20 protein-coding genes are annotated in these 22,837 nt (G+C 32.8%); 7 read left to right on the forward strand and 13 right to left on the reverse strand.

Annotated elements, in window-relative coordinates:
* Window positions 1–48 precede the first annotated feature (48 nt).
* Window positions 49–1,671: an ABC-F family ATP-binding cassette domain-containing protein gene (locus tag FDY99_RS07840; protein ID WP_139420531.1), complete on the forward strand. Its 1,623-nt coding sequence runs from the start codon at window positions 49–51 to the stop codon at window positions 1,669–1,671.
* Between the two features lie 76 nt (window positions 1,672–1,747).
* On the opposite strand, the gene FDY99_RS07845 is transcribed toward FDY99_RS07840, so the two are convergent.
* The 3 genes from FDY99_RS07845 to FDY99_RS07855 all read right to left on the reverse strand — a co-directional run bounded on the left by FDY99_RS07845 (window position 1,748) and on the right by FDY99_RS07855 (window position 4,210).
* Window positions 1,748–2,563 carry a M48 family metallopeptidase gene (locus FDY99_RS07845; protein WP_139420533.1) on the reverse strand — a complete coding sequence of 272 codons (816 nt, stop codon included), beginning with the start codon at window positions 2,561–2,563 and terminating at the stop codon, window positions 1,748–1,750.
* 101 nt (window positions 2,564–2,664) lie between these two features.
* Entirely contained in the window at window positions 2,665–3,480 is an 816-nt protein-coding gene (locus tag FDY99_RS07850) for a ferritin-like domain-containing protein (RefSeq protein WP_139420535.1), read from the reverse strand.
* A gap of 19 nt (window positions 3,481–3,499) precedes the next feature.
* Window positions 3,500–4,210 (reverse strand): ferritin-like domain-containing protein, encoded by a 711-nt coding sequence (locus FDY99_RS07855; protein WP_139420537.1) that lies wholly within the window; start codon window positions 4,208–4,210, stop codon window positions 3,500–3,502.
* 215 nt (window positions 4,211–4,425) lie between these two features.
* Between FDY99_RS07855 and recJ the strand changes: the two genes are divergently transcribed.
* From recJ to FDY99_RS07880, 5 genes are all read left to right on the forward strand, one after another.
* On the forward strand, window positions 4,426–6,144 hold the full coding sequence (recJ, locus tag FDY99_RS07860; RefSeq protein WP_139420539.1) for a single-stranded-DNA-specific exonuclease RecJ: 1,719 nt from the start codon (window positions 4,426–4,428) through the stop codon (window positions 6,142–6,144).
* Between the two features lie 105 nt (window positions 6,145–6,249).
* On the forward strand, window positions 6,250–6,834 hold the full coding sequence (nadD, locus tag FDY99_RS07865; protein WP_139420541.1) for a nicotinate (nicotinamide) nucleotide adenylyltransferase: 585 nt from the start codon (window positions 6,250–6,252) through the stop codon (window positions 6,832–6,834).
* 43 nt (window positions 6,835–6,877) lie between these two features.
* Window positions 6,878–7,216, forward strand: a complete 339-nt coding sequence (locus FDY99_RS07870) for a DUF3817 domain-containing protein (RefSeq protein WP_139420544.1) — start codon at window positions 6,878–6,880, stop codon at window positions 7,214–7,216.
* A gap of 239 nt (window positions 7,217–7,455) precedes the next feature.
* Entirely contained in the window at window positions 7,456–9,771 is a 2,316-nt protein-coding gene (locus tag FDY99_RS07875; protein ID WP_139420546.1) for a TonB-dependent receptor domain-containing protein, read from the forward strand.
* Between the two features lie 74 nt (window positions 9,772–9,845).
* Complete coding sequence (locus FDY99_RS07880) at window positions 9,846–10,700, forward strand: alpha/beta hydrolase (protein ID WP_139420548.1); 855 nt, start codon at window positions 9,846–9,848, stop codon at window positions 10,698–10,700.
* Between the two features lie 43 nt (window positions 10,701–10,743).
* Here FDY99_RS07880 and FDY99_RS07885 read toward each other — a convergent pair whose 3' ends face one another.
* The 4 genes from FDY99_RS07885 to FDY99_RS07900 form a co-directional block, all read right to left on the reverse strand.
* Window positions 10,744–12,501 carry a discoidin domain-containing protein gene (locus FDY99_RS07885; RefSeq protein WP_185148719.1) on the reverse strand — a complete coding sequence of 586 codons (1,758 nt, stop codon included), beginning with the start codon at window positions 12,499–12,501 and terminating at the stop codon, window positions 10,744–10,746.
* A gap of 123 nt (window positions 12,502–12,624) precedes the next feature.
* Complete coding sequence (ctlX, locus tag FDY99_RS07890) at window positions 12,625–13,548, reverse strand: citrulline utilization hydrolase CtlX (protein ID WP_139420550.1); 924 nt, start codon at window positions 13,546–13,548, stop codon at window positions 12,625–12,627.
* 13 nt (window positions 13,549–13,561) lie between these two features.
* Window positions 13,562–14,929: a hypothetical protein gene (locus tag FDY99_RS07895; protein ID WP_139420552.1), complete on the reverse strand. Its 1,368-nt coding sequence runs from the start codon at window positions 14,927–14,929 to the stop codon at window positions 13,562–13,564.
* Window positions 14,930–14,945: 16 nt separating this feature from the next.
* Window positions 14,946–15,860: a dimethylarginine dimethylaminohydrolase family protein gene (locus FDY99_RS07900; RefSeq protein WP_139420555.1), complete on the reverse strand. Its 915-nt coding sequence runs from the start codon at window positions 15,858–15,860 to the stop codon at window positions 14,946–14,948.
* A 341-nt stretch (window positions 15,861–16,201) separates the two neighbouring features.
* Between FDY99_RS07900 and FDY99_RS07905 the strand changes: the two genes are divergently transcribed.
* Window positions 16,202–16,594, forward strand: a complete 393-nt coding sequence (locus FDY99_RS07905; RefSeq protein ID WP_139420558.1) for a hypothetical protein — start codon at window positions 16,202–16,204, stop codon at window positions 16,592–16,594.
* Window positions 16,595–16,641: 47 nt separating this feature from the next.
* Here FDY99_RS07905 and FDY99_RS07910 read toward each other — a convergent pair whose 3' ends face one another.
* From FDY99_RS07910 to FDY99_RS07930, 6 genes are all read right to left on the reverse strand, one after another.
* Window positions 16,642–17,928: a citrate synthase gene (locus FDY99_RS07910; protein ID WP_139420560.1), complete on the reverse strand. Its 1,287-nt coding sequence runs from the start codon at window positions 17,926–17,928 to the stop codon at window positions 16,642–16,644.
* 89 nt (window positions 17,929–18,017) lie between these two features.
* Window positions 18,018–19,310 (reverse strand): phosphopyruvate hydratase, encoded by a 1,293-nt coding sequence (gene eno, locus FDY99_RS07915; protein WP_074230982.1) that lies wholly within the window; start codon window positions 19,308–19,310, stop codon window positions 18,018–18,020.
* A gap of 239 nt (window positions 19,311–19,549) precedes the next feature.
* On the reverse strand, window positions 19,550–20,689 hold the full coding sequence (locus FDY99_RS07920; protein WP_139420562.1) for a hypothetical protein: 1,140 nt from the start codon (window positions 20,687–20,689) through the stop codon (window positions 19,550–19,552).
* On the reverse strand, window positions 20,689–21,003 hold the full coding sequence (locus FDY99_RS07925; RefSeq protein WP_139420564.1) for a hypothetical protein: 315 nt from the start codon (window positions 21,001–21,003) through the stop codon (window positions 20,689–20,691). Before FDY99_RS07925 ends, FDY99_RS07920 begins: the two co-directional genes overlap by 1 nt.
* A 200-nt stretch (window positions 21,004–21,203) precedes the next feature.
* Window positions 21,204–21,353 (reverse strand): hypothetical protein, encoded by a 150-nt coding sequence (locus FDY99_RS22970; RefSeq protein WP_162304152.1) that lies wholly within the window; start codon window positions 21,351–21,353, stop codon window positions 21,204–21,206.
* Window positions 21,354–21,490: 137 nt separating this feature from the next.
* Complete coding sequence (locus FDY99_RS07930) at window positions 21,491–22,276, reverse strand: sensor histidine kinase (protein WP_139420566.1); 786 nt, start codon at window positions 22,274–22,276, stop codon at window positions 21,491–21,493.
* Window positions 22,277–22,837: the final 561 nt, after the last annotated feature.

Consider the following 22,837-nt stretch of genomic DNA (forward strand, 5'->3'; position numbering starts at 1 on the left):
ATTTACCCAAATTCTTTTCGTAATTTTGCGCCAAATTTACAAAACTATATGTTAACAGTATCTAATTTATCTTTACAATTCGGGAAAAGAGTTCTTTTTGACGAGGTAAACATAATGTTTACCAAAGGAAACTGCTACGGAATCATCGGAGCAAATGGTGCAGGAAAGTCTACATTCCTTAAAATATTAACAGGAAAACAAGACCCAACAACAGGACACGTATCTTTGGAACCTGGAAAAAGAATGTCTGTTCTTGAGCAGGATCACTTTGCTTACGATCAATTTACTGTACTGGAAGCGGTTTTAAGAGGAAACAAAAAATTATTTGAAATAAAAGAAGAGATGGATGCCCTTTATGCAAAGGAAGACTTCTCTGACGAAGACGGAATTAAAGCCGGTGAACTAGGTGTTGTCTACGATGAAATGGGTGGATGGAACTCTGAATCTGACGCACAAACCATGCTTTCAAATGTGGGTATCAAAGACGATATGCATTGGCAAATGATGAGCGAATTAGAGAATAAAGACAAAGTAAAAGTTCTTTTGGCTCAGGCGCTTTTCGGAAATCCAGATGTGTTGATCTTGGATGAACCTACGAATGACCTTGATATTGATACAATCTCTTGGTTGGAAGATTTCCTTGCTGATTATGAAAATACTGTAATCGTAGTTTCTCACGACCGTCACTTCTTAGACACCGTTTGTACACACATCGGAGATTTAGATTATGCTAAATTAAACCTTTACACAGGTAACTACTCTTTCTGGTACCAAGCTTCTCAATTAGCAACAAGACAAAGAGCTCAGGCTAACAAAAAAGCGGAAGAAAAGAAGAAAGAACTTCAGGATTTCATCGCGAGATTTAGTTCAAACGTTGCAAAAGCTAAGCAGGCTACTGCAAGAAAGAAAATGATCGATAAATTAAACATCGATGATATCAAACCTTCTTCTAGAAGATATCCAGCGATCATTTTTGAAATGGAAAGAGAAGTTGGTGATCAGATTTTAGATGTAAAAGGTCTTGAAAAAACGAAAGACGGAGAATTATTGTTCTCTAACATCGACTTAAACCTTAAGAAAGGAGATAAAGTTGCTATTTTGTCTAAAAACTCTTTAGCAATTACAGAATTTTTCGAAATTTTAGCAGGAAACACTCAACAAGACAAAGGAACTTTTGCTTGGGGAGTTACGACTAACCAATCTCACATGCCTTTAGACAATACAGAATTCTTTAAGGAAGATATCAATTTAGTTGACTGGTTGAGACAATTTACCAAAAACGACGAAGAGCGTCACGAAGAATTCATGAGAGGATTCTTAGGAAGAATGCTTTTCTCTGGTGATGAAGCTTTAAAATCTTGTAAAGTACTTTCAGGAGGTGAAAAAATGAGATGTATGTTTAGTAGAATGATGCTTCAGAAAGCAAACGTTCTTTTATTAGACGAACCTACCAACCACTTAGATCTTGAAAGTATCACGACTTTGAACAACTCATTGTCTAACTTCAAAGGAAATCTTTTATTGGCGTCTCATGACCACGAAATGCTTTCAACTGTCTGTAACAGAATCATCGAATTGACTCCAAACGGAATCATCGACAGAGAAATGACTTACGACGAATATCTTGCTGATAAAAAGATCAAAGAACTAAGAGAAAAAATGTATTCTTAATTTTAGAACAACATTAAAATCCATAAAAAATCCTCAATTAATTTTGAGGATTTTTTTGTAATATTTAGTTTACTTATTATTTTGTCAATTTTGTTTTAGGCAAAGAAACTGTTCCCGGATCTTTCCATAAACCATCTTTTTCGGCACGCTTTTTCACCGCTTCTGCTCTTTTATTGCTGTCCGGATGCGAATTAAACATTTTCTGAAATCCTGACTGAGCCGTTCCTCCTTCTGATAATAAAGCTAATTTTTTGAATGCTGTGTAAGCTCCGACAACATTATAATTATTTGCTTTCATAAAATCGTAAGAATACGTATCGGCTTGAGACTCCTGTTTTTTACTGTGAGAAGCATCCAAAAATTCATTTGCCATTTTCCCAACCTGACTTTCATTTAATGTAGCAATCGTATTTGAGGCTGATGAAGCAGCGTCTAAAGCTGCAGCTTTCAGATAAGCCGACTTAATAGCATCTTTGGTATCCTGATTTTTAACATGACCAATTTCATGACCAATTACAGCCAATAATTCATCATCCGTCATAATATCCATTAAAGAAGAAAAAACACGAACACTGCCATCTGCGCAAGCAAATGCATTGATGTCTTTCACTTTATAAACTTTATAATTCAGGTTTAAACCATCCTGAGACTTATGCTTTCCAAAAAGTTTATTCAGCCTTACTGTATAAGGATCTTTCGGGCCAGCGATCGGATTATTCTTATCCATATAATCAACAGATTCTTTAGATAATTTTATGGCATCTGCATTGGAGAAAGATAAAGCTGAAGCTCCTTTAGATACAACACCCGCTGCTTTTCCAAGATTAATTTTCTGAGCCTGAACGCCCGAGAAAGCACTTATCAAAAGTGCCGAAATGAAGATTTTTTTCATATTAAATAATTTGTGCTGTGAAGATAATACTTTTCATCAAAATAAAATCCTTTTCCGGAGAGATACCGAAAAAGGATTTTTAATATTAAAAAAGAAATTATTTATACAATAAACAGACCTGCAATTGCTGCAGCATCTGAACCGCTAAGAACCTCATCATAAGCTGCAGATCCGGCCGCTGCTCCAAAAGCAGTTGCAGTATTAAATCCAGCTTGTAGTGTAACACCTTCTCCTGCGTAGACTGGATTTGTTGCAGGAGGCATACTTCCGCCATCTGCCAATTCTATCCAACCTTTATTGGCACGCATTCTTCGCACCTGAGAAGCATGTCTCGCTTCTACAGAGTGGATTTGTAAAGCAGCCTGAAGAACCGCCTTGTTAGACATCACATTTCCTGCTTGTCCTTTATAAGCTCTTACTCCTGTATCTTCAAAAGCTTGCGCCAAAATCAAAAACTGTTGGTAATTGGTAAATGGTGTAAAGTTTCCTCCGGCTGTAAAATCGAAGGTAGGTTTTGCTCCCGGTGTTTCTCCTAAAGAAGTTAATGTTGCTTTTAAAAACGCAACGTGAGCTGCCTCATGTTTAGAAATCTGCATAAAAACAGTACGGTCTGCTGTAGGAATTAAAGTTCCGGTGTTGAGACCTATTCTGTAATATTCATCTTCTAAATATTCCAAAGTTAATGCTAACTGAAGAGCATCTGTTAAAGCGCTTTTCATCGATGTTCCGGGAACATTATCGTTAAAAGTTTCTGCTTTTGCAGTAGTTGTCATTAAACCGGCTAAACCCAATGGTAAAGCTGCAACTGCGGCTTTCTTTCCAAATGCTGAAATGTCTGAAAGCGAACCTGATCTAGACGTTTGTCTTGTAAAAAAAGAATCGTCTGAAAGTTTATCTAGTAATTTAAGAATATTCATAATAATAGATTTAATTTGATTAGTTGATAACTTGTTCTTTCCAAGTGAATGGAGTTTTTATAAATCCTCCGGCTGCCATTACGATATCCTTTGGTTCTTTGGCAACATCAAGCCCGTTTGCATTGATGACATCATCTCCTGAAAATGCTGCAGTTCCCGGATTGATTAAATCTCTAATCGCTGAAGCATGTCTTGCTTCCACTGAAACTATTTTTCCAGCAATCACCAAATAAGCAGGGTTTGTAATATATTTTCCAGCTGCATTATATGCTGCAACACCCGTATCTTCTAAAGCTTTCGCTGTAGCCAAAACTGAGTTTCTATCATTAAAATTCACGTTCGAATACTGAAATTCCAAAGTGGGTAAAACATTATTCGTTACGCCAGAAATGGCCGCTTTGAAAAAGTCACGGTGTATAACTTCGTGATGATAAAGATCGGTAAGAACTTCTTTTTCGGCATTTGAAATTCCGGAATAGAAATTATTAACGACTTTGGTGTAAAAATCTGCTTCTAACTGTTCAAGTGCGTACGCATAATTGAGAACACCTACATCACCAGATCCCAAATCAAATATTTTGTTAGGTTCCATGTATTCGAAATCGTCGTCATCGCAGCCTATCAAAGTAAGGCCGGCAACGGCAATACCAATGCCGCTCAGTTTTAGAAAGTTTCTTCTGCCGGTATCCAGAGTTGCTCCCTGGTTAGAAACTTGAATTGGTTTTTTCATAATATAATTTTTAAATGGGTTTAATATTTAAAATTACTTACGAGACTCTCAACGCTTTGGTTTTATTAAATTGTAAAAAAAATCAAAATTCATTAAAAACTTAATTTTAAAACACTATTTATATTGAAAATAACTCAACATCAAAAGCAAAATGAATTTGAATTTGAGCAGACATTTCAATAGCTTTTAAAATAAATTTTACCTATTTTTGTGACATGAGCCAAAAATGGATTTATAAACCCGAACCTGATGAAGAAATTGTAGATGGATTGAGTTCGTCGCTTGGTTTTGGAACTTTTGAATCCAAACTATTAGTTCTCAGAGGAATCGACAATTATCAAAAGGCGAGAGAATTTTTCAAACCTAACGTAACCGATATTCACAACCCTTTTCTGATGGCAGATATGCAAAAAGCAGTAGAACGCATTGCAACAGCTATAGAAAATGGTGAAAAAATCATGGTTTACGGAGATTATGACGTAGACGGAACCACTGCGGTTGCGCTGATGTATCTTTACCTCAGAAAAATTGTTCAAAAAAAATATTTAGATTACTATATTCCAGACCGTAATTCTGAAGGATACGGAATTTCTACCGAAGGTATTGATTTTGCAAAGGAAAATGGCTTTTCGCTTATTATCGCATTAGATTGCGGAATTAAGGCGATTGACATGATTAATTATGCCAAAACCAAAGACATTGAGTTTATCATCTGTGATCACCATTTACCTGGTGACGAAATTCCAGATGCAACAGCAGTTTTAGACCCAAAAAGGGTTGACTGCAGATATCCTTTTAAAGAACTTTCAGGATGTGGTGTCGGTTTTAAACTGTGCCAAGGTCTGAATACTATTTATAAAATTCCCGAATCGGAACTGTTTGAACTGACAGATCTTCTGGCAATTTCTATTGCTGCAGATATTGTTTCGATGACCGGAGAAAACAGAGTTTTAGCAAAAATGGGACTTAAAATGCTCAGAAAAACCCGAAATATGGGTCTGAGACTTTTAATTCCGGAGGATAAACTTTCTCATTTTGAAATTTCAAATATTGTTTTTGAAATTGCACCAAAAATCAACGCTGCTGGAAGAATTTCCCAAGGAAAAGCAGCCGTAGAACTGATGGTTTCAGACAACCTGAAACACGCTCACCAAATCGTAAGCGACATCATGAATCTTAATGATGAAAGGCGTGAACTCGACATGAACTCTACCCTTTCAGCACTTAATCAAATCATAGAATCACAACAGCAGACAAAGTTCTCAACCATTGTTTACCATCCTGAATGGAATAAAGGGGTAATAGGAATTGTTGCTTCAAGACTTACCGAAACTTATTATAAACCTACCTTAGTTTTCACAGACGGAAACAATGGTGAAATGGTAGCTTCGGCAAGATCGGTTTCAGATTTTGATGTACATGAAGCATTGGATCTTTGCTCGGAATACTTTTTAAAATTTGGAGGACACCACGCTGCAGCAGGACTTTCTATGGAGAAATCGAAGTTTGAGGATTTCAAAATTAAATTTGAAAGAATTGTTGGTGAAAAAATAAAAGACCATCAAAAAGAACCGTCAATTACCATAGATGCTGATGTTGATGTTGATGAAATTAACAGAGATTTTATCAATTTCCACAGAAAACTGGCTCCTTTCGGACCTCACAATATGAAACCTAATTTGGTTTTAAGAAATCAGAAGATTTCCGGTTACTTAAAAACGATGGGTAAAGATAATAATCACCTGAAGTTTTATATCAAACAAGAATCTACCGGAAGAAATATAGAATGTATTGGTTTTAAACTAGGGCAATTTGCCGATGATTTTAGAACTAAAAATTTCGATATAGCTTTTACGCTAGAAGAAAATCATTGGAAAGGAAATGTAACGCATTGCCTGAATATTAAGGATGTTAAGTTTCATGAAGGTCAATAGTAAATTTTCCTTCGGAAGTGAATACTGAATTCTTAAAAATTAAAAATTTGACAAGTCTAGCGAATTGACTTGCAAAGCAAAATTGACAATTGACTTATCTACTTAATGAAAAAAATCGGCTTATTTTTCGGATCATTTAACCCAATTCATATTGGGCATTTGATATTGGCGAATTATATTCTTGAAAATTCGGATATGAATGAATTGTGGTTTGTGGTGAGTCCGCAAAACCCGTTTAAAGAAAAAAAGTCACTTCTAAACGATCACAACAGGCTCGATATGGTAGAACTCGCCATCAAAAATTATCCGGATATGCGGGCTTCAAATGTAGAGTTCTCACTTCCTACACCAAGTTATACCATCGATACTTTAACCTATCTAAAAGAAAAACATCCTGACTATTCTTTTAGTTTAATTATGGGTGAAGATAATCTTGGAAGTTTACACAAATGGAAAAATGTTGATTTATTAATAAAAAATCATCACATTATTGTTTATCCCAGAGTTTTTGAAGGTGACAAAAAAAATTCTGAAAATATAAATAACGAAAATATTTCGCTTGTGAAAGCACCTGTTATCGAATTATCTGCTACTGAAATTCGTAATATGATAAAACAGGGTAAAAACGTAAGACCGATGCTTCCGCCGGAAGTTTTTGAATATTTGGATGGAAGTAGTTTTTATAAGTAGAAGTTAGAAGTTAGAAGTTAGAAGTTAGGCAAAATTAAATACAATGGAATTTCTCGAAAATTTTTTCGCAAAATATGGTCAGGAAAAAGTCATCAAATGGTTTAAACAAATCTGTTTGGCTGAAGCTGTTTCTTGGTTTTTCCTTTTTACTGCAATGATTTGGATTCGGGTTGACCCTGAAGGTATTTTACCTATTGTGTACATCAGTACAATTGGAAGTATTCATGGACTATTTTTTACGCTTTATCTTCTATTTCTTCCTGCTACCAGAAAAATATACAATTGGGATGATGAAGATTCTGTTTTTGCTTTGATAGCTGCCTTTTTCCCTTTTGCCACGATCTGGATTGACAAAAAACTGGCGCGTTTCGATAGAGAATAATAAAATTTTAAAAAAAACTTACCCTTACTGTAACAAATATACTGTTATAGTTGTCTTATTATGTAGAAACTTAAAATTCTACAAATTCCAATAATAAATTTTAATCACTACTAATCAAACACTTAAATTAAAAATAAAAACATTTATACTACTTTGTATTGCATGATACTAAATTTATTATATATCTTTGCAATGTAAAATAATAACAGATACAAGCATCTAAACTAAAAAATATAATTATGAAAACTCAAATATTCATCGCAGCACTTTTCTTAAGCGGATTTACTTTTGCCCAGGAAAAAAAAACAGACACAGTAAAAACTCAAAAAATAGAAGAAGTTGTTTTGACAAAGCAAGTTTTTAAAAAGCAAAGCGACCGTTTTGTATATGATGTAGCTGCGTCTCCTGTAGCCAAAGGAAACACAACTTTCGATCTATTGAGACAGACTCCCCTACTTTCGACAACAGATGATAAAACATTAAAAATTGTAGGAAAAAATAATGCACTAATCTACATCAATGGTAGAAAAACCAATATGGATGCTGAATCTGTTACTCAGTTTTTAAAAAATACTCCCGCAGAAAATATTCAGAAAATTGAAGTAATTACTGTTCCTGGAAGTGAGTTTCAAGTAGAAGCTTCAGATGGAATTATCAATATTATTCTTAAAAAGAAAATGAGCGACGGTCTGAATGGAAACATGAGAATGTCTAATTCTCAAAACAAATACAATGGCAGTTCTGCAAGTTTTTCGGCTAACTACAGAAAAGATAAGTTGGGAATCAGTGCCAATTTATACGGCGGAAACAATATTGACGCTCAACATTATATTCTGAGAAACGGAAATGATCTATCTTCAAATGAATCTACAGGAAACATTGATGATCCGAATCAATACATTGGTGGTTATCTGAATTTTGATTATCAGTTGACAGAAAAAAGCAACCTTGCTCTATCCTGGAATTCAAATGCTAATAAAAGTTATAATTCTACGGTCAATTTATTTAATACCATCCGCGCATTTGATGAAGACACTCAATCTTTTAAGACCAATTATACCAATTCTAAAAATAAAGAAGATGCACGTTCTTACAATAATTCGGTTAACTTAAATTATGAATTAAAAACGGATTCATTGGGAAGCAAACTAAATGTAAATGCGGCTTATCTTAATTACAAAAGATTTCAGTTTACAGACAACAAAACATTTGCCGCAGATCCTTCAGGAAATAATACACAATTAAAACCCAACCAGACAATTACTCAAAATCTACCGCAGATCATCAATAATTTTTCTAGTACTGTAGATTATATTCAAAAGTTTAAGAATGATTTCACGGTTGCTATTGGTGGAAATTTTAATAAAACAAAAACAGATAACGATACAAAAAACACAACCACAGTTTATGATATTGACGGAAATATTGCAGAATTATTTGATTCAAACGGAAATACTATTGACAACCCAAAATATGAACCTAATCACTTCATTTATGATGAAAATATCTATGGTGCTTATTTAACATTGGAGAAAAAGTTCTCTGATAAACTTTCAGGGAAAATTGGTACCCGATACGAAATTACCAACAGCTTGGGAACTTCAGACAATGCTACTGAAGAATACAGAAAGATTGAAAGAAATTATAATAATTTACTTCCGTATCTGAGCGTTAATTATGCTATTAATGATAAAAATAATATATCGTATGCATTTTCGAGCAGAATGAGAAGACCTAGTTTTTGGGAGCTTAATCCTGTAAGAAATATTTTGACTGAGACCAATTATACTCAAAACAACCCTTTTGTTAAGGCTTCGTCAACCTATAACCAGGAACTGACCTACATGTTCAAAAATTCTTACTTTTTGATCTTAAATCACTCCTTCTTCAAAGATGTAATTACTCAGGTTCCATTACAAGGCTATGCAAAATCGATGGATGGTAAAATCACCAAGCAAAACGTGCTTCGCTACATCAGAACAAATTTTGGTGACAAACAGGAAATGTCTGCAATGTTGGGAATGAATAAAACATTTTTTAATCAATATCTGACGATGAATTTCAATGTTGGAGTACAGCACAACGTTAACAATGGTTCTTTGGCTGTAGATCCTACGAATGGTGATATTTTTCTTGATAAAGAGGGAAACCAAATTGTGTACAGTAATAATATAAGATCTACAAGTATCTTGATTCAAACCAATAACACTATTCGTTTAGATAAAAAGAAAACCTGGTTTTTGGGCGTAAACTATTTCTTTGTAGATAAACAGCAAATCGAATTGGGAATGCTTAAGAATCTTTCAAGCCTTGATGTAAGTTTAAAGAAAAACTGGAACGACTGGACTTTTGCTTTAAATCTAAATGATGTTTTAAGAACAAACATCGTAGAAATTGAAGATTATCAAGCCAACGGAAATTACAACTATGTAAGAAACGACCAATTCAGAAGAGGCGGAACATTCAGTATTACGTACAACTTCGGAAACCAAAAAGTAAAAAAAGTAAGAAACATAGAAGGCGCATCAGATGCGATTAAAAGCAGAACACGTTAACATTCAATCTTCATATATTTTATTTTGTAAGAAACCCATCAAGAAATTGGTGGGTTTCGTTTATATTTATGATTATGAAAAAAAATCTGATAATTTTATTTTTAGTTTTAATTCTTTTTAGCTGTAAAGAAAAAACAATAAATATCAGTAAAGACATTACTTTCGATAAACAAATGAATGTCTCTTACGGAAATGATTCTGAACAAAAATTAGATTTATATATTCCCAAAAACACTCAACAAAATAAAAATTTATTTATCATCATTCATGGTGGAGGTTGGAAAGCAGGAAATAAATCTCAGCTTACTTATTTCATTTTGTCGATGATGGAGAAATTCCCCAAAAGTGTTTTTGCAAACATTAATTACAGATTAGCTTCTGAAAATCGTTTCGGAATTCCAAATCAGACAGACGATATTAATAGAGTAATTTTATTTTTAGAAAAAACATTGAAATACAAACCCAATATTATTCTTCTCGGAAACAGTGCGGGTGGTCATTTATCAATGCTTTATTCATATAAATCTGATGGTAAAGCCAATATAAAAGCAGTAATAAATATCGTTGGTCCAGCCGATTTATCAGATCCAAGTTTTAAAAATTATTATGATTATTCATTTGTCGAAAATCATTTGGTTGATCCAACTCTACTTTCTAAAGGAATTTCTATGGAAAATTTTGCAAGCCCAGTTTATTGGATTAATAAAACGTCTCCACCAACCATTTCTTTTTACGGAAATAATGACACTGTAATTCCATTATCACAAAAAAATATTTTAGACTCAACTTTAAACAAAAACGGAATTTTTAATCAATCTTTCGAATTTACAGGTGGGCATCTTGATTGGGTGAATGAGAGAAATGCTCCATTTGTAATCAATTCGATTAGTGAATTTTTAAAGCAAATTGACAAAAATAAAACGCCTTGAAAAATTTCAAAGCGTCTTATTATTTAATTAAATATTTTAATGATTATTCAGACTTTAAAACTTCTGTTCTTTCCGAAACTCCGTTTGCATTAAATGCTTCAATCTGGAAATAATAAGAATCTACTCGGTCTGCTCCGGTGAAGAAATATTCGTTTTTTCCGTATACCATAATACTTCCGTATAATTTATCCGGAGATTTTCCCCAATAAATAACATAACCATCGGCTTCTGAGTTTTGCTGCCATTTCATCCAGATGCTTCTTCTTTCACCATATTTCTTTGGATCAGCTCTCAATGGAACAAAGTTCTGAACTTTTGCAGGTTTTGCACCCGCTCCTTTTCCAAAAACTCTGAAACCGCTTAATGCAAATTTTCCTGTAGGCATTTTCAGATTTTCCATTTTTAAAAATCTTGCTTCAGCAGGTTTCTCCAATTCTACATAATCGTGAGGAACGTCTTTAGTATTTTTACTTTTATCAACAATTACTTTCCACTTTTTACCGTCATTTGAGCCATAGATTTTATACTGATGCATTTTGCCTTCCGTTTTTCCCATAAATTCAACATCCTGATCTGCATAATTTATTTGAATGGCATTAATGGTAGAAACTTCGCCTAAATCAGTCTGAAACCATTCCCCGGAATTTCCGGTTTTGGCACTCCAGTACGTTTTAATATCTTCATCTACAGCATTATTGGAATGATAACCTCCTAAAGTAGACGAAACCTGAACGGGTTTATTGTAATTTAACAACATCCAGCCTGTGAAAAGTCCTTTAGAAAAATCTTTTCCCTGCGCAAACCGCGGAAGCAAAGTCGGATAATCACCATAAGCAGTGTTGGTGTACATTACATCATCTTTATCGAAACCTGCAGGCCAAATTCCTAAACGTCTTTCAAAATTATTTTTAGTGGAAATAAAAATAGTTGAAACATGCCACCAGTTTTTATAATTATCTTCGAAAGTTGCACCATGACCCGCTCCTCTTGCAAAACCTCCCGGCTTATAAGAAAAAGGATTGTGCTGTTGGTATTCATAACCTTCCAAAGGATTTTTAGAAACATACACTCCGTCAGAATATCCGCTGAATTCTGTTGCAGGAGCACCGTATTGCATGTAATATTTGTCTTTATATTTGGTTACCCAAGCTCCTTCTACAAAAGGTTGCAAGAAAACATTGTCATTATATTCACCGAATCTTTCCCAACCGTGATCTTCTGGTTTTAATCGTAAAATAGGTTTTACAAAACCTTCAGACTGAAGATTTTTAACTTTTACTTCAGTTCCCAAAAGAGGCCATTCGTTGCTGGATCCCCAATATAAATAAAGTTTATTTTTGTCTTCATCATAATGAAAAGCCGGATCCCAAGCTCCAACTTTTAAAGTATCTACAGCAATTTTCCAATCGTCTTTTGTTGGATTGGTAGATTTCCAGATCGGGAAATCCTGTTCCCAGGTTGAACCGTAAACATATAAAGTATCTTTCATTGCCCAAACTGCAGGAGCGTTCAGATCGTGAGTATATTTATTATCTCTCAGGAATTTTCTTTTCACAAATTTCCAGTCGAGCATATTGTCACTGTACCAATATCCTTCCTGATTGGTTGAAAAAAGAAAAAGCTTTTTCTGAAAATTAACAATTACCGGGTCTGCAGTTGCACGGTGTTTTCCTTGTTTTGAAAAAACTTCAAAAGGCGTGTAACCGTAATCGATATTAATTGGGTTACAAAAGGTTTTCTGCTGTGCATTTGAAAAGAAACACAGAAGTATAACCATGCTCAAATATAATCTCTTACTCATAATCAAAACTTTATATTTCTACAAATTTAAAGTTTTTTTAATGGTTGCTTGAGATTGAAGCATAAAAAAACTTCCGACCTTAATTAAAGCCAGAAGTTTTTATTTTGTTTAATTTAAAATAATTTATTTTTTAGGTAAAAAAACCTCAGCTAACATACATCTTGCACTACCTCCACCGTTTACTTCAATCGTATTTAAATCTGAATAAATGATTTCACAATATTTTTCAATATTAGAAATTTGTTCAGCATTTAAAGACTGATAAGCAGTTTGGCTCATTACTAAGAACTTTTCGCCATCTTTATTTTGCACCTGCAGCATGTTTCCAGCAAATTGCTGCATTTGTTCTTCGGAAATTTCAATGATTTCTTTTCCTGAATTTTTAATGGTTTCAATAACTTTGCTTCTCTCCAATTCAGAATCAATACAGTCAAGACAAATTACTACGAATTTATCGGCAACACACATCATTACATTGGTATGGTAGATTGGAAGTCTTTCTTCGCCAACCGTTTGAAATGAATGGAAAACAACAGGTGTAAATCTATATTTAGTACAAAACTCTCTGAATAAACCTTCATCAAGTCTCAAAGAAACCGATCCGTAAGCAATTCTGTTATCATGATCGAAAATCATACTTCCTGTTCCTTCTAAAAAATGTCCCTGAATTTCAGGCAATGACCAATCATCAATTTCAGAAACTTCAAAGCCTTGATTTTTGATACTCTCAATAATATCTTCTCTTCGCTCTACCCTTCTGTTTGAAGCAAACATCGGATATAAAACCACTTTTCCATCTTTGTGGAAACTTACCCAGTTGTTTGGGAAAATAGAATCCGGAGTATGAGGATCGATAGTGTCTTTGATGGTAATTACATTAACACCTTTGTTTCTCAGTTTTTCAACAAAAATTTTGAATTCAGCCAAAGCTTTTGACTGAATATCTGCACCTTTCTGCTCTACCTGAAAATAATTATTCTCTGCCGTTTCTGCATTATAACCGAATGCAATTGGCTCTATCATTAATACTGTATCTGTTGTCTGCATTGTTTTTGAATTTTTAATAATCTTCTTTAGTTAAAAATGTATGGATTGGAAAAGATAAAAGATCAGAATTTTGAGATGGATTAAATTTATATTTTTTACCTGTCATTGTTTCTGCTTCTACTTCCAAACCTTCGAAATATCTTTTTACGTATCTGTCTTTTCTTCTTACGCCCTTTGAAGTTCTGAGAATTTCATCTTTTACATCTTTTGATGCTGAATAATCTGCAGTTACTTTTGAACTATCTGTAAAGTCTAAATAATTGTAGATCAACTCTTCTTCGTCTTCTTCAACAGATGATGTATCAAAATTATCTACGAAATTCTTATTCAATTTTAAGTTAAATAATATCGAAGAAGAATAGAGTTGTAAATAATACATTGATAGCATTTTGTTTTTGATAGTATAAGAATTACCACAACCTTTGACTCTATGGACATTTTGTCTATAAACTAAAATTCCGTTTTTAAGTTTGTATATAGATTTATTAGGAAATTTTCGGTTAATCACCTTTCCTCTTTCATCATATTTTATTTCTTCCCAAATAACCCATTCATTAAAGGCGTTTTGATAATTTTTATAAATGATTTTCTCTTTTATAGTCTCATTTTCATCGTAGAAAATTTCTCTGAAAGGAATAGATGCATATTCTAATTTTTCACTGACTTTTTTTCCTAATTTTTTGTGAATGGTTAAAACAGAGTCATTTTCAATTTTTATATTCTGGTGTTCGGGATAATTTTCAAAATGGTATTTAGTAACTTTATAATCTTTTTGTAAAATGGAATCTACAATAAAATGACCGTCAAATTTTTCCTTCGTTACTTCGGTTTGATTAAAATATTTTTTATTCCAAATCTTTCCGTTGTTATAAGTTTCTCTATAACTTAAATCTGGATTTTGTTGATTAAAAAAATACTTTATTCTAAAAACATTCAGAGAATCGTTTTTCTTACGATCAAAGTTGTATACTTCCCTTTCTTCATACAAAGTATTGTTAAAAGATACTTTTGAAAATTTACTGAAGGTGACAATTCCATTATTATCAATTGTTTTTGAAAGCTGATTGACGTAATTATTTTTAAAATTTAAATTAAATTGTTGTTGCCACATGTCTTTGACTGACTTTACAGAAATCAGTCGATTTTCGTCATCAAAATCAAAGTATTGGGTATTTAACGAATCTTTTACCAGAATCGATTTGTCTGAAAGTACTTCAATAGATCGGAGAACTTTATTGCCTTGTTTTAATTTTAAAGTTTTAATTTTATTTTCTTTCAAACCTTTAATATTTCCATATACAACTTCAGCCCAGTTAAGTTTTTGCTGAGAATAGGCTTTAAATATAGATAACAAAAGAAAAAATAAAACTAATTTTTTCAATAGACTTCAATTTAATTTAGTCTCTTACTAGCGGCATTGTAGAACATCTCAACAAGCCTCCCATTTTAGAAATTTCTCTGTAAGGAATTTCTTCAACGGTCATTCCCCAAACATCTCTTAAATGATTGTTCATTCTTGTGAAAGCTTTATCTGAAACCACAACTTCCGGAGAAATCGAAAAAATATTTGGGAACATTTCAAACATTTCTTCATCTGTTACGTGGAAACAATTTTCTTCACCGAAGATATCAATGATCAGATTGTAATCGCTTTCGTCTACAAAACCATTTTTATAAATAATACATTTATCATTTCCAACCGGGTTGAAGGTACAATCTAAATGTAAAATTCCCTGATAAGGTTCTCGGTCGTTTTTCTTTAATTCAAGATCAATGATTCTCTTTTTAGGAAAATATTCTTTAAGAATTTCGATGGCGTATTCGTTGGTTCTTGCCGTTTTATAATTTCTATAATCTTCACTGAAGCAAGTTCCGATGAAAAGAAAATCATTCCAAACAATTACATCTCCTCCTTCAATGTGAGCTGTTTCCGGAAGATTGATAATTTTTCTCCACGCTACTTTTTCGTAAACCTTTTTATAAGCTTCCTGTTCATCTGCTCTGTCGGCAATTACATTTGAAATAATCATTTTATCGTCGATTACAAAAGCAACATCTCTTGCAAAGACCTGATTGTAATCTTCAATAATATCCGGACGAAGAACTTCTACATCATATTTTTTCAGCACCGCTTCAAAAGCATTCATTTCGTTGATGATGTCTTCTTCTTTTGGATACATGTTGTGCTCTATGGTGTAATATGATTTTGCATCATAGCTTTCTTCCAAAGTAGGAATACCGCCCATAGAGTTGGGTTGACCTAAAACCACAGACCTCAGTCTTCCGGTTTCGTTTTTAATATTTAATTTCATAAATAATGAGAATTAAGCAAATATAATGAAACCAATGTGATGCTGAAAGTTTTTGCAACCGAGAATAAATGAAGCTTTTTCTGAAACTTTTGTACATTAGTGAATCTTTAATCATTTCATCTAATGAAGTTAAAGCTTGCAGATAGAATTAATGATAATCAGCTTAATTTCAAGCACAATATCTTTGTTATTTTTTTTAAATAAATATTTCATAACATGAAATATTATAGGTCTAACAGTATTATTTAATATCTCACTGCTATTTAGTAGAGTTTAGTATTTGGTATAAAATTTGAAATATTGCAAAATGAAAAAACATTAATAATATAATAACAATTTAAATGAAAAAAATAATTTATTATTCGACCTTTTGTCTAACATCTTTGTTTTTAATGAATTCTTGCAAACCTAATGGCTCAAAAGAAAATCAAAAAACAGAAATAGTTACCACTTCGGTAGCTGCTAAGAAAAACTTAACTAATAAAAGCTTTCTTCAACAGGTTGAAAAACCTAATTCCGACCCTATGCTTTCACCAGGTTTTATAAATTTTAAATCTGAAAGTACTGCACATTTTGCAGGATATGGCAGCGACATTATAGAAGATTGCACATATAAAGTTACAGGAAACTCTATTATGCTTGTAAGTAATCAATTACAACATAAATATCAACTAACAATAGTTGATGATAAAACACTTAAAGATAAATATGGATATCTATGGAAATTAAAATAAAAAAGACCCAAATTAATTTGGGTCTTTTTTATTTTAATTCAAAAACATTATCTGTTTGTAATATCAATATAATCTCTTTTTTGAGCTCCTTGGTAAACCTGTCTTGGTCTTCCGATTGGATCTCCTTTTAGTCTCATTTCTTTCCATTGAGCAATCCATCCCGGAAGTCTTCCCAATGCAAACATTACTGTAAACATTTCTGTAGGAATTCCTAACGCTCTGTAGATGATTCCTGAATAGAAATCTACGTTTGGATATAATTTTCTTTCGATGAAGTATTCGTCTTCAAGAGCTACTTTTTCTAATTGCATTGCAATATCCAACGCTTTGTCTTCAATTCCTAAAGCAGCCAATAAATCGTCAGCAGCTTTTTTGATGATTTTTGCTCTTGGATCGAAGTTTTTGTACACTCTGTGTCCGAATCCCATCAAACGGAAGCTGTCATTCTTATCTTTAGCTTTAGCAACCCATTTATTTACATCACCACCGTCTTTTTCGATTAATTCAAGCATTTCGATAACCGCCTGGTTTGCACCACCATGAAGTGGTCCCCAAAGTGCAGAAATACCTGCAGAAACAGATGCAAAAAGACCCGTGTGAGCAGAACCTACCATTCTTACAGTAGATGTTGAACAGTTTTGCTCGTGGTCAGCGTGAAGAATTAACAATTTATCTAAAGCAGCAGTCACCACAGGGTTGATTTCAAACTCTTCGTTTGGTAATCTGAACGCCATTTTGTAGAAGTTTTCTACATAGTTTAGGCTGTTATCTCCGTGGTTTAATGGTAAACCTAGAGTTTTTCTGTAAGTCCAAGCTGCAAGGTGAGCAAATTTAGCAATCAACAATTCAGCAGCAAGATCCATCTCTTCTTTAGACTGTACATTAACTGCTTTTGGGTTAAAAGCTGTTAAAGCAGAAGTAAGAGTAGATAAAACTCCCATTGGGTGTGCAGAACGAGGGAAAGCATCGATGATTTTTTTCATCTCCTCTGCTACGAAGTTATATTTTTTGATGTTACCGTTGAAGGTATCAAATTGTTCTTTTGTAGGCAATTCACCGTGAAGTAAAAGATACATTACCTCTGTGAAGTTTGATTTTTCAGCGATCTGCTCGATAGGATAACCTCTGTAGAACAATTCTCCCTGGTCACCATCAAGATATGTAATCTCGCTTAATGTAGCACCTGTATTTTTGTACCCTAAATCTAAGGTAATAAGACCCGTTTGGTCTCTTAATTTTGAAATATCTATTCCTCTGTCTCCGATTGTACTATCCACGATTGGATATTCATACGAATTACCGTCGTAATTCAATACCACTTTGTTGTCTGACATTATTTTATTTATTTTTTTTAAATATACTATTTATTATAAAATACGGCAAACAAAAAATTTCGTTCGCCGTTATTTATAAATTCAATGAATTATCTTTTGATTTTAAAAGCATCTAATCCTGGGAAATAAGCAGTATCTCCTAAAGCTTCTTCGATTCTTAATAATTGGTTATATTTTGCCATTCTATCTGATCTAGAAGCTGAACCTGTTTTGATCTGACCACAGTTCATAGCAACCGCAAGATCTGCAATCGTAGAATCTTCAGTTTCACCAGATCTATGAGACATTACTGATGTAAACTTGTTGTGCTGAGCCATTTGTACCGCTGCCATTGTTTCAGAAAGAGAACCAATTTGATTAACTTTTACCAAGATTGAGTTTGCAATTCCTTCTTTTACCCCTCTTGATAATCTTTCAACATTAGTTACGAATAAATCGTCACCAACCAGCTGCACTCTGTCACCAATTTTATCGGTTAACATTTTCCAACCTTCCCAGTCATTTTCCTGCATACCATCTTCGATAGAGATGATTGGATATTTGTTTGCCAATTCAGCCAAATAAGAAACCTGTTCGCTGCTTGAGAACTGAGGCGCATCTGCAGTCTGGAATTTTCTGTAATCGTAAACTCCGTCTTTGTAGAATTCTGAAGCTGCACAGTCTAATGCGATCATTACATCGTCACCAGGTTTGTAACCTGCTTTTTCAATTGCCTGAAGTAAAGTATCCAAAGCATCTTCAGTTCCTTTGAAAGTTGGTGCAAAACCACCTTCGTCACCTACCGCAGTAGAAAGACCTCTTGAATGAAGAATAGATTTCAGATTATGGAAAATCTCAGTTCCTTTTCTCAATGCGTGAGAGAAAGAATCTGCTTTTACCGGCATTACCATAAATTCCTGGAAAGCAATTGGTGCATCTGAGTGAGACCCACCGTTAATTACATTCATCATTGGAACCGGAAGTGTATTTGCATTTACACCACCAATATATTTGTATAAAGGCATTTTAAGTTCAGCAGCAGCAGCTTTTGCAGCAGCCAAAGAAACTCCAAGAATTGCGTTTGCTCCTAAGTTTCCTTTATTGTTTGTACCATCCAATTCGATCATAATCTGGTCGATAAGATTCTGATCAAAAACAGGAAGACCCACCAATTCTGGTGCAATTACTTCTCTTACATTTTCTACAGCTTTAGAAACTCCTTTTCCCATCCATTCTGAACCACCATCACGTAATTCAACTGCTTCATGCTCTCCCGTAGATGCACCTGAAGGAACAGCTGCACGACCCATCGCACCACCTTCCGTAAATACATCAACTTCAACTGTAGGATTTCCTCTTGAATCCAAAATTTGTCTCGCTTCTATGTAAGAAATGTAACTCATTTTTTATCTATTTTATAGTTTATACAAATTTAATCAAAATTTAAATTTTGAACGCATGGAAGAGGTAATTTCTGTATTTATCTGAGTTAAATTTTAGTTAATATTAAGATTATGATAATTTTAGATTTGAAAATAAAAAAGATCAAGCAAATTTTATTTTCAATTATATTTAAAACAACAAAAAACCTTCTTTAAAATTACTTCAAAAAAGGTTTTTCTTTCATATAATTTTTATTTACTTATTCATTTTTTACGGCATCGAAATTGAAGCTAACATTTAAAAATCCGAAGAAATTATTATTTTTAATATCATACTTTAATATTAAAGGAATCCAAAGATTTTTCAGAACCCTTACTCTTAAATCGGCATTTGCTAAAAGCTGATTATTTTTTTCTTCATCCATTAATCCTGAGAAAATTCTTTTAAATTCGAAATTGGGTTTGAATTCGACAAGAGAAACTTCTTTTTGTTTTAAGAGTTGAATATTTAATCCTATTTGGCTATTCCATTCTCTACGTTTGATATACTGACTTATTCCTATACTGTCTTTTGCATTAAATTCACTTCTTACATCTAATTCAAATATATTTTTTAGGGATTTCAAACCATGCAAGTAAACAAGATTAAATTTATATTCGTCAAACAGTTTAGATTTTTCTTGGATGGTATTTCTAAAGCCAATTGAAAGCAATGGTTGTAATTTTATTTCTTCAATTTTATCTAAAATCCTTTTGTCTATTGCAGTGCCTATATCAGAGAAATCATTTGGAAGAAAAGCTACAAAATCTTTGGGAAAATTATCAATTGGAATTACATATTTATCTGAATTTGCAGCAATGGCTTCGTCTAATTTTTTCATTTTGGATTCCAATTCGCTATCTTTTGTATCTGCCAAATGAAAATAATATTTTGCTTTTGCTTCTATCAAAACTCGTGAATAATTGGTATATAAATTTTGCTCATTAGATCCGTAAAGAGTATTAACTGATAAATCTCGTTTATTGATGATTGTCCAGTCAGCACCATAGGTAAAACCCTTGAACTTATAATCATTATCTAAATTTGCCCCTATTTCAATTTGAAAATTTCTTGTAAATTTTGCCTGTTCATAATTAACATCCGTAAACTGACTACTATCTGCTTTCACTTTTAAAGCATACAGAGTAGTTTTAATTTGAAACGCTTTTTTTTCACCCGTTAAATCTTTAAAAGCTAATTGTCCAAAGTCTGCAAAAACATCTTTCCAGTTTCCTGTTTTGGATTTATTCACTTCTTTTAAAATATATACTGATCTATTTTCTTCTGAGTGAATAACTTGGCTTTTACATAGTGACATTCCCAATGTCAGACTTAATATTATAAATTGTATTGTTTTCATTATCGTGTTCTAAAATAATATGTTGCATTAACTCTGTTCCCTTGTTGAATAGATGGTGTTGCGGTCGAGATATTACTTACTTCTATCTGATCATTATTAAAGTATACTCTAATAGTTGTTTTTCTATTTGGTGCAATTGGATTAGTTCCAAAAACACACAACATATAACTTCCATTTAAACCATCATAAACTTTTTCAAATCCGTACTCACTTATAAATTCTTCCATAAGTAATCCGTTTCTATATAAAAGACAATAAAATCCCATAAATGATTTGCCTCCTTCTATTCTTACATTAATTCTAAAATTTGCCATGATAATTATTTTTAGTTGTTAATTTATTTTTTTGGTGATGGCGCTAAAAGTCCGGCTAATGCACCGATTGCACCTGATGATATTGCCGTAAATACCGTAATCACTTGATTATTTAGTTTTTCGCCTAAGCTAATCGCCATTATTGTCAATGTGATTATTATTGCAAGAATTGCGATTCCCATTGATACTACAATGATCCTTTAAATCCAGGAATCTGTATCTTTCGGGTTTGTTGTCACCAAATTTTCGGCTGCCCTCACAGGATTGTCTCTAAATTCCTGTTGAAGTTTGGGATCGTTATTTAGTGCTGTTTTGAAATCATCAAACGTATTGTCAATTGTAGTTTTCATGGTTACTCGTTTTTTAAAATTTATACCTCAAAGTTCCTTCTAAAAAAGCTCCATGTCAATTACCCAAACGGGTGATTCTCACAACAAAAAACAGCACCATTAAAAAATGATACTGTTATATTTAGCTTAAAAATTAATTACAAATCTATTCTGAAGAACAAATGAGTTCCGTTTTCGGTGGTAACTTCACAATAGCCGTTTTGTTCCTGCATTCTTCTTTTCATATTTCGGAGACCATTTCCTTCTGGTTTTTCATGATCGATTCCTATTCCGTTGTCGGAAATTTTCATCATGAATTCTTTATCTTTTTGAACAAACGAAAGCTTTAGTTGATTAGATTGGCTATGTTTATACGCATTATTCAACGCTTCTTTTAAACACAGAAATAAATTTCTCCTTTGTTCTGTAGTAATGGTAGTTTCAGAAATTACATTTTCTTCTTCAATACTTAGCTGAATTTTTGTCTTTTTAAGAAAATTCTGTGCATATATTTTTGAGTAATCTATAAAGCTTCCCAATGTATCATTTCCGGAATTTAAGCTCCAAAGCATTTCCCGCATTGAAATATTCATTTCTTCGGAAGTTTTCAGAAGTTCATCGATATCATTTTTTAAATCTTCATCTTCAGCTCGTTGTTTTAAAAATTCTGCCTGAAGTTTCAATGCAGAAATTCCTGCTCCAAGATCATCATGCATATCATGAGAGATTCGTTCTCTTTCATTTTTTACTGATTTTTGTCTTTCGAGTTCTTTTTGGAGGATTTGATTTTGGTATTCTGATTCTTGAAGTTGTTTTTCTTTGAGGTAGAGAAGTTGTTTTCTGTTGTATATTAATACTACAAAAATTATAAAACCCACAAATAACATCATTACTACAAGTGCAATAATGTAAACCATTTTTATTTCATCAGGAAGATCTTTCATTTCTTACAAAATAGGCTACGGAAAAAAAGTGAATATGTTATAATATTAACTACGGTGAAAATCACTGAGATACTTTTCAAAAACTTAGGATCAAAATTGTTGAAATAGTACATCGGAAGACCTCTAAACAAAAAGAAGACAGACCAAATTAAGAGACCACAACTGATCCAAAATGACATTTTATCAAAAATTGCCCCTTCAACTTTTTGATTTAATATATATACGAACCAACCCATGCTTCCAAAAATATAAAACAATGGCAACAAAGCAAGGGTGAAAGAGCTAAGTTCTGTAAAATTATATTTGATTTGAAGAATAAAAGTAACGCCAAAAAATACACTAAAAACGAATGTCCAGATATTTCTATAAATTTTTTCTGGAAAATTTTCTCTAAAAAAATAAAAAAAATACAAATATGATGTTAGGACAAAAAGGAAAAATAAATAGTTAGAATTTATCACATCCTTCAATCTAATAATTGGGAATATAATATCTAATACAGTCACCATTGATAGATAAATATAAAAATGAAACTGCTGTTCAGATTTACCTTTTACCAAC

This window comes from Chryseobacterium mulctrae (genome assembly GCF_006175945.1).
Lineage (GTDB): Bacteria > Bacteroidota > Bacteroidia > Flavobacteriales > Weeksellaceae > Chryseobacterium > Chryseobacterium mulctrae.